Source organism: Bacteroidales bacterium (assembly GCA_026418905.1).
In the GTDB taxonomy this organism is placed as follows: Bacteria; Bacteroidota; Bacteroidia; order Bacteroidales; family DTU049; genus JAOAAK01.
The window spans coordinates 88,544-101,638 of the sequence record JAOAAK010000029.1 but is presented as its reverse complement, the minus strand read 5'-3'; the positions used below and the strand labels follow the sequence as shown (position 1 = coordinate 101,638).

The 13,095-nt window shown below is 36.2% G+C and carries 10 protein-coding genes and 2 tRNA genes; all 12 read right to left on the bottom strand.

Going from position 1 to position 13,095, the window contains the following annotated elements:
- Positions 1–8: 8 nt before the first annotated feature.
- The 12 genes from rpsO to N2Z72_05850 all read right to left on the bottom strand — a co-directional run bounded on the left by rpsO (position 9) and on the right by N2Z72_05850 (position 13,055).
- Positions 9–278 (bottom strand): 30S ribosomal protein S15, encoded by a 270-nt coding sequence (gene rpsO, locus N2Z72_05905; GenBank protein MCX7697210.1) that lies wholly within the window; start codon positions 276–278, stop codon positions 9–11.
- A gap of 95 nt (positions 279–373) precedes the next feature.
- Complete coding sequence (locus N2Z72_05900; protein MCX7697209.1) at positions 374–967, bottom strand: DUF4294 domain-containing protein; 594 nt, start codon at positions 965–967, stop codon at positions 374–376.
- A 16-nt stretch (positions 968–983) separates the two neighbouring features.
- Positions 984–2,204 (bottom strand): ATP-dependent Clp protease ATP-binding subunit ClpX, encoded by a 1,221-nt coding sequence (gene clpX, locus N2Z72_05895; GenBank protein MCX7697208.1) that lies wholly within the window; start codon positions 2,202–2,204, stop codon positions 984–986.
- Positions 2,201–2,881 (bottom strand): ATP-dependent Clp endopeptidase proteolytic subunit ClpP, encoded by a 681-nt coding sequence (gene clpP, locus N2Z72_05890; protein ID MCX7697207.1) that lies wholly within the window; start codon positions 2,879–2,881, stop codon positions 2,201–2,203. Before clpP ends, clpX begins: the two co-directional genes overlap by 4 nt.
- Positions 2,878–4,227, bottom strand: a complete 1,350-nt coding sequence (locus tag N2Z72_05885) for a trigger factor (protein ID MCX7697206.1) — start codon at positions 4,225–4,227, stop codon at positions 2,878–2,880. The genes clpP and N2Z72_05885 overlap by 4 nt, the downstream gene beginning before the upstream one ends.
- A 13-nt stretch (positions 4,228–4,240) precedes the next feature.
- Positions 4,241–4,325: transfer RNA gene (locus N2Z72_05880), tRNA-Leu, on the bottom strand.
- 15 nt (positions 4,326–4,340) lie between these two features.
- On the bottom strand, positions 4,341–5,006 hold the full coding sequence (locus N2Z72_05875; protein ID MCX7697205.1) for a putative DNA binding domain-containing protein: 666 nt from the start codon (positions 5,004–5,006) through the stop codon (positions 4,341–4,343).
- Positions 5,007–5,050: 44 nt separating this feature from the next.
- Positions 5,051–6,511 carry a T9SS type A sorting domain-containing protein gene (locus N2Z72_05870; GenBank protein MCX7697204.1) on the bottom strand — a complete coding sequence of 487 codons (1,461 nt, stop codon included), beginning with the start codon at positions 6,509–6,511 and terminating at the stop codon, positions 5,051–5,053.
- Positions 6,512–6,523: 12 nt separating this feature from the next.
- On the bottom strand, positions 6,524–9,298 hold the full coding sequence (locus tag N2Z72_05865) for a T9SS type A sorting domain-containing protein (protein ID MCX7697203.1): 2,775 nt from the start codon (positions 9,296–9,298) through the stop codon (positions 6,524–6,526).
- Between the two features lie 65 nt (positions 9,299–9,363).
- The gene (locus N2Z72_05860) at positions 9,364–11,034 is read right to left on the bottom strand and encodes a C69 family dipeptidase (protein MCX7697202.1); all 1,671 of its coding nucleotides are present in this window, start codon (positions 11,032–11,034) and stop codon (positions 9,364–9,366) included.
- A 39-nt stretch (positions 11,035–11,073) separates the two neighbouring features.
- Positions 11,074–11,160 (bottom strand) — tRNA-Ser (locus N2Z72_05855).
- A gap of 38 nt (positions 11,161–11,198) precedes the next feature.
- Positions 11,199–13,055, bottom strand: a complete 1,857-nt coding sequence (locus N2Z72_05850) for a polysaccharide biosynthesis protein (protein ID MCX7697201.1) — start codon at positions 13,053–13,055, stop codon at positions 11,199–11,201.
- Positions 13,056–13,095 lie beyond the last annotated feature (40 nt).

The window sequence follows — 13,095 nt, the reverse complement described above, 5'->3', positions numbered from 1 at the left end:
AAAGAAATTTATTTACGCAAGTTCAATTTTTTAACAATATCCCTATATCTTTCAATATCTTTGTCCTTGAGATACTGAAGTAATCTTTTTCTTTTACCTACTAGTTTTAAAAGGCTTCTTTCTGTGACAAAATCCTTTTTATTGTTTTTCAGGTGCTCAGTGAGTTCTTTGATTCTTTGTGTAAAAATGGCAATTTGAACTTCTGGTGAACCACAATCGCCAGGTTTTTTTCCGAACTGTTCAATCAGCAATTGTTTTTCTTCTTTTGAAATGCTCATAATTATTTTTTTGAGTTTGCAAAATTAATATATTATTTTGAAAAACAAAGGGTTTGCAATGAATTTCTTTTCAAGTCAAGTCTTTTTTTTTCATATTATAATTTTCCATCTTCAATGAGAATGACAATGTTTTCTATTTCACGGTCACGACCGTTAGGATCATAAGTTACTTTTAAATCATAGCCAAAAAGTTTTGCGAACGATTGCCAAAAAAAAGCTACAATGCTGCCACGGTAATCTTCTATAAGATGATAAGTTGTTCGAGAAGTTTCTCTGTATATGAGTTTAATAAGAATTTTACCTTGACTAAAAGTGAGAGCCATCACCTGATCTTGATATTGATCTCTGAGTTCTTTCTCAAGTCGATTGAGTTCTTTTTTTCTTACTCTTTCGTTGGGGATGGTATTTAAATAGGCATTAATTTCGTTGACCTTGGTTCCTACAAGTTTGGCAAGGGGGTATACTTTTTTCACATTTCGCACAAGTCGGGTATATTCAATAGCTTCTGTTTTATTTTTAAAAATACGAGTTCCATAGATTTTTACCGTAGGTAACCAGAAAAGAGGTATGGTATCACCTTCGTAAATGATAGCTCTGGTTAAAATGCCTTTGGGTTCTTGTGAATAAACATGCAACGACATAAAACATAATAAAAAACTCAAAAATAATATGCGAAAGTAAATATTCATAAGGTATATATCATTTTCATGATGCTTTGGTTAAGGTTTTAGTTTCACTTACTTCTTCAATTTTTTCTTTGACATATTTAGCTGTAATCAGAATATATTCTTTATGCTGGGATGGATATTCAAACATAATGTCTGTCATGACTTTCTCAAGAATCGAACGAAGACCACGAGCCCCTAGTTTGCTGCTAAGAGCATATTCTGCAATACAATCAATGGCTTTTGGTTCAAATTCAAGTTCTATATTGTCTAACTTGAGAAGGGCTTTGTATTGCTTTATAAGTGCGTTTTTAGGTTCAAGAAGGATCCGCTTTAATGTTTTTTTGTTCAATGGCTCAAGGTAGGCGATGACAGGAAGCCGGCCAACTAATTCTGGAATAAGACCAAATTTTCGCAAGTCTTCACTAGTGATGTGTTGAATGAGATGTTGTTTAATTGGTTTGTTGATGGTTTCGCCCTTAAAGCCAATGGTAGAAGTCTGTAAACGACGTGCGATAATTTTTTCAATTCCTTCAAAAGCACCACCACATATGAAAAGTATGTTTTGTGTATTAACCTGAATCATGTGCTGTTCGGGATGCTTTCTGCCACCCTGAGGAGGAACGTTCACAATTGATCCTTCAAGCATTTTTAGCAATGCTTGTTGTACACCTTCGCCACTTACATCTCGAGTAATACTAGGATTGTCACTTTTTCGTGCAATTTTATCGATTTCATCAATAAAAACAATACCTTTTTCTGCTGCTTCTACATCGTAATTAGAGGCCTGAAGAAGTCGGGTGAGAATATTTTCTACATCTTCTCCTACGTAACCTGCTTCAGTGAGTGCTGTGGCATCAGCAATGGCAAAAGGTACGTCAAGAAATTTTGCAATAGTCCGTGCTAATAAAGTTTTCCCAGTACCTGTTTCACCTACGAGTACAATATTACTTTTTTCAATTTCAACGTCTTGGTTTGGATTTAAAATTCTTTTGTAATGGTTGTATACAGCAACTGAAAGAATTTTTTTGGCATACTCTTGACCTACTACATACTGATTTAAAAACTCATAAATTTCTTTTGGAATTTTAACTTGTAAGTTGAATTTCTTTGGCTTTTGAAGCTTAAGGTCATGTTGCAAAATATCGTGAGCTTGTTCAATACAGTGATTACAGATAGCAACATTGATACCTGTAATCAATGCTTGTACTTCCTTAGCAGATCTTCCACAAAAAGAGCAAACATTTAATTTACTTGTCATTTTTTGTTTTTATCACGTACGAGTATTTCATCAATCATACCATATTCTAGAGCTTCGTCAGCGCGCATCCAATAGTCGCGATCACCGTCTTTTTCTACTTTTTCAAAAGGTTGACCGGTGTGGAGTGAGATGATTTGATACAATTCATCTTTAAGCTTTTTAATTTCTCTTGCTACAATTTCGATATCCGTGGCTTGCCCTTCAGCTCCTCCCATGGGCTGATGAATCATAATACGACTATGAGGAAGAGCTGAGCGCATACCTTTCGTTCCTGCACAAAGAAGAACAGCTCCCATGGAAGCAGCTATACCGGTGCATATGGTAGCTATTCGGGGCGCTACATATTGCATGGTGTCGTATATCCCTAAACCAGCGTAAACAGAACCCCCTGGCGTGTTCAAATAGAGATAAATGTCCTTTTCAGCATCAGTAGATTCCAAAAACAGCAATTGAGCTTCAACAATATTGGCAACATAATCGTCTATGGGTACTCCCAAAAATATGATTCTGTCCATCATAAGTCTGGAAAAGACGTCCATGGTTGCCACATTGAGCTGACGTTCTTCAATGATAGTAGGACTTATATAGCCACTCGTGATTCGCATATAGTCATCCATTACTAGTGAATTGATACCTCTATGTTTTACGGCAAATGAATAAAATTCATCTCTTTTCATGATTTGTGGTTTTGGGATTGTAAAATGTGATGAAATTCCTTGATGTTGATTTCCTTGGAAATAACAGGGTATTTTTCCATAAATTTCTTTACCAATAGTTCATGCTTGACATCATCGAGCAAATTTTTATACGTTTTATTGTCTTGCTGAAGGCTATACATGATCGTTTGTATTTTTCTCTCAAAGTCCTCCTGTTCTTTGTTGAGCATAAAATAACGAGCAATATAATCTTTGATGTGATGGTCTTCAACGGTCAAATTAAGTTCAGCTATTAATTTTTCTTCTATAACGATTTTATTGAAAGCCTTCTTTATTTCTTCGTTCAATTCTCCATTGGATTGTTTTTTTGTTATGCTTTCATACAAATGGTAGTAAATTTCATCTGAATAATGGATGGGATATGTTGGCAATATGGTAGAAATAAGAGTTTGGACAAAATGATAATTGGCTTCTCTCTGATAATGAAAATTCAGAGATGATAAGATTCTATTTCTGAAAGCTTCTTCTGTCTCAATATTTTCATTTGGGAATACCTTATTGAACAAATCGGCATTGATAGGAGCAGGTTCTTGGACATAAGTTTCCATGATGGTCAAATCTACCTGTTCTTCCCACAACTGAGCAAGGTCGTTTTCTTTTACACGTAGTATAGGCTCAGCTTCCTGTAGATTAGAGAACATCTCCTTAACTTTCAAGGTTTCGGTAGTTCCCTTCTCTTTGTCTTTCAGTAGTTGTATGAGTTGGGGAGCTGAAGCTTTACTGACAAGAGGCATCAGATAAGCTTGTTTTGAAGCAAGAGGCAAATGTTCTGGTACTTTGATTTGGATGAATACTATGCTGTCTTCTTGGACGGGTCTTGATGTAATAAGCTTACCAAATTCTTTTTGCCATCTCACTACTTCTTCGTTAATGTTTTCTTCGGTAACGAGGATATGGTAGTATTCAGGTAAAACGATTTCGTTAAGTGGTAAATTCTCTGCAGGAATTAAAGGGATTTTAAAAGTAAATGTAAGAACAGGAGATTCTTTTTCAGAGCTGATCGATTCTAGCGAAGGCACATGTGTTAGAATGGGATAATAAAAATATTGGATATTATTTTCTTTAATAAAATCAAAAATCTTATCCTCTACCAGTTGAGTCGATTGAGAAAGAACAGTTGATGAATAGAATCTTTTTCGGATGATGGTCATAGGCACATGTCCTGGACGGAAACCAGGTAGAACATATTGTTGCTTATATTTTTTAAGTTGTTTTTCAACTTCTTCGCTATAATCATTGGCTTCTACGGTAACATCCATGATGGCAACGTGCAAAAATTCTGGATCAGTTTTAAGTTCGTACTTCATAGATATAAATTAATGGTGCGGATGGAGGGACTCGAACCCACACGCCTTTCGGCACCAGATCCTAAGTCTGGCGCGGCTACCAATTACGCCACATCCGCAGTTGGAAAACAAAGTTATAATTTTTTATCATTTTGTAATGTGGTTCGCTTATATTTCATTCCTTCATCGGTAAGGTAAAACTCAACAAAACCAGATAAAATCAAAGATTCAAGGATTTTTATTGTAGCAGATCGGGAAAAAGAAACTGATTCTAAAATTTCTTCAAGAAAAAATGCTTGAGCTTTTTTTTCAAAAAAATTCAGAAGTTCTAAATGAGAAGGCAAAAGCGTGATATTATTAATGTAAGAGCTACGACTTTTTTCCCATATGCGTTCATAAATAGGACCAGCTACATGATTGGAGGATCGATATCGTAGATAGGCAACATATTGGCCTTCTTCATTGGGAGCACGAGTTAATTGAACATCGGCCAATGGGGGTATAATTAATTCAAGTATTTCTTTTTTTTCCAATTCGTAGAGAATAGTTTCAATAGGAACAGGGGGATTACAGAAATGTTCTGCTATATGCTGAGCATAATAGATGTCTTCTTCCGAACGAATACCACCAATTTTGCCGTTATCTTTTACTCCAACAAGTATGGATCCCCCTTGTGTGTTTGCAAAAGCAGAAATGGTGCGTGCGATTTTAGGACCATCAGCTATTGAAAATTTAAAATCCAATGTTTCATTTTCTCCTTGATAAATGCGTTTAAACAATAAGTACTGATGCTTTTCCATGGATAAAAAATAAGCCGCACAAAGCGGCTCATTTTAAGAATTTCTCATTGTTTGGTGAATTTTAATTGATATATGCCCTTTTGACCCCTAATTTCTAGAAAATAAATTCCTCTGGTCAAGCTGGACAGGTTGATTTTTTGTATATTATTGTTTTCTTGAGGTGAAAAAGTTTGCACAACGTTGCCCAAAACATCTCTAATCATGATTTCTATAATTTGATCACCAGAATGGGCCAAATTTATGAAATCTGAAGTAGGATTTGGGTATAAAGAAAAAGAAATTTGTTTGTTTTCATCAAAACCAACACCAAAACCAGTTGTAAAGGACCATACATTAAACTGTGGTGTGGTATCATTCAATGTAATACCCCAAACACGCCAATAATATGTTTTTAGTTTTTTAAGATAACCAGAGGCAGGTCCTGTATAATTAGTATCACTGATGGTAATCGTAGTTGAAGTTGAGAACGTTGAAAGTGTATCAAATTCAAGTATATATTTAACACAGCCGGGTAAGGTCTTCCATGAAAGTGATGTGTTGCAAGCAACATTAGTGGATCCGTCAGCAGGAGATTTCAAGACGACTTTGTTCACTGTATTGAATGAAATAACATTAGACCATTTACTGGTATCAAATTTGCTAATACATCTAAATTTCATGTACTTAGAATCAAAAGGAATGGTATCGAGCACATATTCTGCTACTGTATCTCCTGAACTGATTTTAATTTTAGTGCTGTCCCAATAAAAAATAAAGGGATTTGGAAAAGTATTGCTATTATCAACCCAGAACTCATATTTTTTTGTACCTAAAATGGATTTAACCTTGCAAGCATTAATAGGTGTAACTGAATTGCTTCCGTTGACTGGAATGAGAATGGGTACGGAATCACGTGTTTTGAATGAGAATGCATTAGCCCAATCTGATGTATCTAAGGAATGGTATGCCTTTACACGCCATGAGTAGCTTTGACCATACCGCAATAGGTGTACAACCGCTGATGGGGAAGTAGATGTTCCTTCTATGAGAAGGGGGCTAGAGAAAGAAAGAGAGGTGTCTATCTGATAAATATAACCAGTAGCGCCGCTGATGGCATTCCATGATAAATTTGTCACTATGTGAGGTGGCTTAGAACCCAATGAGGGATATTTAAGAGTAGGTTTGCTCAAGGTTGACAATGACCAAGTAGTTGACCAAGCTGATGTGTCGTTATTTATAGAGATTGCTCTAACTTTCCAAAAATAGGTTGTGTTAAATAATAAATTGGTAACCGTCAGGGCTGTGTTAGTAGTAGAAAATTTGAGGGGAGATATAAAAGTAGAAGAAGTGTCGATCCACAATTCGTATTTCATGGCTGCTGCTACAGGGTTCCAGTCCAACAATACTGATGGATGGATATTTGTAGCACCATTGGCAGGAGATGCCAGAGTTGGAGCGTAGGTTTTTTCCTGTGCAGTTACAAATAGAACAAAACCAATTCCTATGAAAAAATGCAAAAGTTTCATATGAATCATTTTTTAATTTTTAACGAATTTACCAGTCAAAGTTTTTCCTTTGATCTTAATTTGCACGGTGTATAAACCCTCAGGTAAGTGATTCACGGGTAATAGTATCATTGTGTTCCCGGCCCCTGTTCTAAATATTTTATTCATGACTAGTTGGCCTGTCACGTTATAAGTGATAACTTCCACGATGGTTTCTTCAGAGGTAGGAAATGAAATTCTTACGTTTTCATGTGCTGGATTAGGAAAGATGGTTAAAACATCAGGAGAGATTTGGGTAGGTTGGTCATTAAGAGAAACGAACTGTTCACATTTGAAAGCGCCACGACCATGGGTTCCAGCATAAATAACTCCGTAATTGGTTGCACCAGGATAGTTCCATGTCTGCTGTTTAAGGGAATAAACAGGAACTCGACCTAAACCATTGTTGGCTTCTTCCCAAGTAGGAGAAGAAGCATTGATGTTAGTGGTGACAAAAACTCCTAATTCTGTACCCAACATAACATAATTGCTGTTATGCATTTCGATCAAACTTGCGTACACTGGCATCTTAGGAAGATTTCCTGTTTTATTGGTGAAAGTTGGGGTTTGACTCAATGCATTAGTAGAATAGAATACATACTGATTTTCACCGTATTTACCGAGTGTATATAATAGTTTATTTGGATCGGATGGATCTGAGGCAATAGAAGTAATGGCTCTATTGGTATGGGAAGCAATTTCTTTAGTTTCTACTACGCAATAAGGACTGCTAATATCCCCATTAATAGAATCTTTCACGAAAAGTAAGTTCGAAATTCGATATAACTTACCTTCAGAAGTACCTACGAACAAGTAATTTCCATCACTACTTATGGCCATACTTTGAGGATAACCTGATACAGAAGCAATTTGTATCCATTTAGGTGCACGTCCAAAATTATGTATTTCTTTGGTCATCCAGACAGCATTTTTTAAACCAATATAGAAACGAGCAGTCACTATGTCCTGTACTAGTATACTATCCCCCGCATTAAGGGATATTGGTAAAACATAAGGAAAAGGATAGTTATTATTTTTACTTTTGACTGTCACTGTATCACCCGCATGGTAATTAGTATCAGCTTTGAAATAAACACTGTCTTGACTATAAAAATCCCAGAGTTTTTCATCTAGGAGAAGGGGTGTTACAAACGAAGCATAACCAGGATTACCTGGTTTAGGGCTAATATTAGACAGTTTGGTATCGTAAATAGAACGAGGATTGGTTCCAAATTCATCATCCCGATAGGCATCTCCGTAATACATGGTACCCACGATAACTTCTGGGTTGATGTAAGACATTGCTGCCCACCCACCATCTCCACCTATATAATCAAATGCTTGCTTTGTATTTGAAGGATAATTAGGCATCAATAAAGTGCCGTTATCTTGTGTGCCACCAAGTAGCTGATTAAAGCAATTAGCTGTAAGATAATAGAACTGAATGGTTGAGTAATTTCGATTTCTTGTTTGCCATGTGTTACCACCATCTGTGCTTATACTTACACCCCCATCGCTAGCATGATATACAATGTTGGGGTTGGTAGGATGAAACTTAATATCGTGATGGTCTGCATGAAGATAATAAGGACTGGCTTCAGATAAGTACCACAATGTCTTTTGAATCCAGTTCCCATTGTATTCATATACCCATAAATCAATGCCACCAACAAGAATCTTGTTTTTATTGTTGGGATATACCACAACAGTATTATCCCACCGGCCTTGGTTATTACTACCGAAAAGATTAAAATTTTGACTTCCCCCAGGGCCTATGAGTTCCCATGTAGTACCAGCATCAGTCGTGCGATAAACCCCTTTAAGGCTACCATTGGTTGCGGCAACTACTGCATACACGTAATTGGGATCGGAAGGAGCCACAGCTATTTCAATTCGGCTGGAATTTCCAAGATTTGGAATAGTAATGTTAGAAAAGGTGTTTACGTCTCCACTAGTAGAAAAGAAAATTTTACCCCCTACGACAGCATAAACATACCCGTTCGAAGCTACTTCTACGTCTTGAGCTTCAGCTACGTAAGGCGAAGAACCTGGATAATATACTATATTTTCCCATGTTTGCCCACCGTCATCACTTTTATAAAGACCTTTATATGTGGCTGCATAAATACGAGTAGAATTAGTGCTGGTAGCTAGTTCGTTAACATAAATCCATGGAGAAGTAAGTGATGTTGGAGTTGTGGAAGATAGATGTACAAAAGATGTTCCAGTTGCATCGGTGGATTTGTAAATACCATTTCCGATAAAACTTGTTCCGCCATTTGCAGAACCTGAAACTACACCAAAGCCCTCTCCAGTTCCCACATAGATAATACCATTAATATCTTGTGCTAAAGCAGAAATGGCGTAATTTTCTGCAGTGGGGAAAATTAAAGTCCAACTGGCTCCACCATCGGTCGATCGCCACAAACCTCCAGATACACCTCCAGCATAAATGATATTTGGATTGTTTCTGTCTATTAAAATAGCACGTGTTCGTCCTGCTTTATTATTTGGCCCCAGTTCATTCCAAGTGAGAGATTTAGAAGAATTGAGTAAGTCGGCTTGCTTATGAGCATTCCAAATAAGCTCGGGAGTGGGCGTTCCTCTTACCAATTCGTAATATTCAAGTGCTCCAGCTGCAAGTTTTTTGGGAGTAGTTGTAGTTTGATTATCTCGCGGAGTGTACTTTTTTTCGTGTCTTTGTTGAGCATTTAAGGTAAATGCCCACAAGATTGTACCAATCAAAATAAAATTGATGTATCTTTTCATAACGATATTATTGTTTTCAATTTTTTTGCAAATTAAATCTTTTTTAAAAAATCATAAAACATTTCTTATTCATCTGAACCCAAAACTTTCAATTTATCTCCAGTTTCTCTTATAATTCTTCTGTACCAATCTTCACCATAACCAGGTTGATTAACTTTGGGGTTTTTTTCACCTGGGACGGGAGTCTTAATATTACCGTCCATATATTTCATGAAAAGATACTGGTAGAACTTTTTCCAGTAGTACACCAACTCATTAGCATTTTGCACTGAAAAATCTGATAGAATCTTAACCGCCTGTATTTTATCCTGTGAGTAAATTTGCAGAGCTTTTTCATCCATTTGCTTTACTCTCTGTAAATAAAGGTTTTCTAGTGAATCTTGCTTTGCTTGGATTTCAGGATGAATGTAACTATAACGTGTATATGCCCAATTAGATACTTGATTAAAAACCCAGAAAGCAGCATTATCACTCCACTGCATCATGGAACCGTTGCCTTCAGCGTAAGTTTCAGGAATTTGTCTTGAACATGAGTATATTGGTGTAAATACAGTGCTTGCCACGTCATCTACAGAAAACCAGTAAACTCCACCGATTTCGTCAGGCAACCAAGATCGGGCTTGAGCAACAAAGCAAAAACCAGTCTGCTGAGTAGCAGTAGCTCTTTCATTGAGGTATTCTTTACCATCGACTTTGAAAGTCAAAGGTCTCCAGCGGTAAGGGCATTTAAAAGGCCCTGCACCCATATCTTGAGTCATATCAAAGGGTGTCCCTTCGAGATGATCGCGCATAAAATTCATCACGTCACGAACAGAAATTTTTCTATCAGGTTTGATGTAGAGAGGCATACGATTTTTTAAATTTTCTCCACGCACATAGTCTAGATACTTGTCCATCTCTTTGTTTACTTGACGGAACATACTCCAAACACGAATTTCACAAAAACGAGCTCCTCCAAAAGTTAATGGATTGTACGTATCAGAAAAACTAAATTCATTATCTTTTCCTTCAAAAAATTTTTTCTTTCTGGCAAATTCGATAACATCATGTGAATAAATACATTCAATAGCTGGATTAAATAATTTATCCCATTGCTTGTTGGTGATGGATTTTTTTCCATCAGCTAAGGGGAATGTACGGATGCGTGCCTGATTGGCATGCCCAGATATGTAACCATCAGGAATACGCACAGCAACCCAAACAGCACCCTTTTCACCAGGACCTTTGCCTATCATTTCGAGTATCCATGCTTCATTTTTGTCTATAATTGAAAAAGATTCTCCACTGCTTGCGTAACCATACTCTTCAACAAGTTCTGCCATAATTTTAATAGCTTCTCTAGCATTTTTTGCTCTTTGGAGGGTTACATAAATTAGACTTCCATAATCTAAAATAGCACCGGGTTGCTCATGAAGCTCTTTTCTCCCTCCAAACGTTGTTTCACCGATAGCTAACTGAAATTCGTTCATGTTTCCTACTACATTATAAGTTCTTTTGGCTTGCTTGATCTTACCTAAGTATTTCCCGGTATCCCATTCATAAATGTCCATCATCGTTCCATCAGGATAAACTCCCGGGGCCCAGTAGTATAGTTCACCATACAACACGTGACTATCTGCAGAATAAGATAAAATGACAGACCCGTCGGTTGATGCCCCTTTGGTAATAATGAAATTGGTACAAGGAAAAACTGAAAAACTCGTAAACAAGAATAGAAAAGCTAACAATTTTTTCATAGTATATTTTTTTGAAAAAAAAAAGGGACTAAAGCCCTGCGGAGAGGGGGGGATTCGAACCCCCGGTACCCTTACAGGTACGACAGTTTAGCAAACTGTTGGTTTCAGCCACTCACCCACCTCTCCAATTATTGCAAAAATAGAAATTTTTGTAAAAACAAATATTAATTATTATGACTTTCGTTGTTTTGATTAAATTCAGGTATCCATTCCCGTATTTTGTTGTAGATATGTTGCTCATTTAATTCTGAAAGAAGATATTCAAGTTCAGAAATATGCTTTTTAATTTGTTCGTGGTCAGTTTGACGATGTTGTGCTATGACTATGCTTTCATGATAGGTGGGTATGGATTTTTCTTTATCGGCTAATAATTCTTCATGTAATTTTTCTCCAGGACGAAGGCCAGTAATCTGAATTTGAATGTCCTTTCCAAGTTCTAAACCACTGAGTTTAATCATTTTTTTAGCAAGATCAATAATTTTTATAGGTTCACCCATGTTCAACATAAAAATTTCTCCTCCTTTTCCCATCGTAACTGCTTCGAGAACTAATAAACACGCTTCTGGAATGGTCATAAAATAACGAGTTGCTTCAGGATCAGTTATGGTTATAGGCCCTCCAGATTCAATTTGCTTCCTGAATAACGGTATGACGGAACCATTGGAACCAAGAACATTTCCAAATCGGACAGACATAAAAAGGGTTTTTCCTGCGTTGTTAAGAGCTTGAATGTACATTTCAGCCATTCGCTTTGAAGCACCCATAACTGACACAGGATTTACTGCCTTGTCGGTTGAAATGAAGACAAATTTTTCTACATTAACCTTCAGCGCAAGGTCAGCAATAATTTTAGTACCCAGTACATTTACCTTAAAAGCTTCGTAAGGAGCTTCTTCCATCAGTGGAACATGCTTGTATGCTGCTGCATGAAAAACAATATGGGGTTGATATTTTTCAAAAATATAGTACATTTTATTTTCGTCAAGGATGTTCGCAAGTATAAACTCACATTTTTGAAATGCTGTACTTTTTTTCAGCTCATCTTGAAGGTAAAACATGGGAGTTTCAGCTATATCGACACATACCACACGTTTGGGATCAAATTTTAAAACTTGCCGGACGAGTTCACTGCCAATGGAACCTGCAGCTCCAGTGATGAGTATGGTTTTGCGATTTAATTCCAAATAGACTTTAGCATTCGATATTTTTATTTCGTCACGCTCCAGCAATTCTTCGATGGGAATTTTTTTAATTTGCTTAAAGGACAATTCTCCATTGATCCATGTTGATATAGGAGGAACGATAAGAACTTTTGTATTATGTTGAAGAGCTATTTCTGTAATTAATTTTTTTTTGCTTGGTTTCAAATCTTGGATAGCAATGATAATGAATTTAATTTCATTATGTGAAAGGATTTCGCTTAATTTTTCCAAAGGATATACCAAAATACCTTCAATTTTATTTCCAATCTTTTTTTTGTCTTCATCTAAAAAACCAAATATTTTAAATTTTGTTCCTGCATCTCTTTCAATGGCTCTTTTAGCAATAACACCACTTTCGCCTGCTCCAAAAATCAATACTGATTGTTTTTCTCTGGTAGGGATTTTATTTTCTAAATATGCCATTTTAAGAACGATACGATATCCGAGTAAAAAAACTAGCGAGATGTTGAATTCAATTAAAATGATGGAATACGGGATTAAATTGAAGTGAAAAAAATAATACCAAATGAGATTAAGTAAAGCCATGAGCAATGAACCAGTTAGAAGACTAAGTCCAATAAGCAAGGCATCTTGAGTACTGGTGTAACGTACCACATACCGGTAAGTTCCGAAAAGAGCAAACATAGAAGCTCGAATCAGTAGAATCAGAACAACACTATAGTAAATTAATGGATATTCTTGTGAAGGTATATTGAAGTTAAATCTACTCAGATAAGCTACGACTATGGAAAAAAAAACAATAAAAATATCAAAAAGAAATAATGCCCATCGGGGTATAAATGATTTGAAAAAAAACATTTAAGCGAATTTTATATGCAAAAGTAAACTAAATGAACAA

Excerpts from the sequence above, each read along its gene's own strand:
- N2Z72_05900 (MCX7697209.1), bottom strand. The coding sequence starts at position 967 with ATGAATATTTACTTTCGCATATTATTTTTGAGTTTTTTATTATGTTTT.
- clpP (MCX7697207.1), bottom strand. The coding sequence starts at position 2,881 with ATGAAAAGAGATGAATTTTATTCATTTGCCGTAAAACATAGAGGTATC.
- N2Z72_05870 (MCX7697204.1), bottom strand. The coding sequence starts at position 6,511 with ATGAAACTTTTGCATTTTTTCATAGGAATTGGTTTTGTTCTATTTGTA.
- N2Z72_05875 (MCX7697205.1), bottom strand. The coding sequence starts at position 5,006 with ATGGAAAAGCATCAGTACTTATTGTTTAAACGCATTTATCAAGGAGAA.
- clpX (MCX7697208.1), bottom strand. The coding sequence starts at position 2,204 with ATGACAAGTAAATTAAATGTTTGCTCTTTTTGTGGAAGATCTGCTAAG.
- N2Z72_05865 (MCX7697203.1), bottom strand. The coding sequence starts at position 9,298 with ATGAAAAGATACATCAATTTTATTTTGATTGGTACAATCTTGTGGGCA.
- N2Z72_05860 (MCX7697202.1), bottom strand. The coding sequence starts at position 11,034 with ATGAAAAAATTGTTAGCTTTTCTATTCTTGTTTACGAGTTTTTCAGTT.
- rpsO (MCX7697210.1), bottom strand. The coding sequence starts at position 278 with ATGAGCATTTCAAAAGAAGAAAAACAATTGCTGATTGAACAGTTCGGA.
- N2Z72_05850 (MCX7697201.1), bottom strand. The coding sequence starts at position 13,055 with ATGTTTTTTTTCAAATCATTTATACCCCGATGGGCATTATTTCTTTTT.
- N2Z72_05885 (MCX7697206.1), bottom strand. The coding sequence starts at position 4,227 with ATGAAGTACGAACTTAAAACTGATCCAGAATTTTTGCACGTTGCCATC.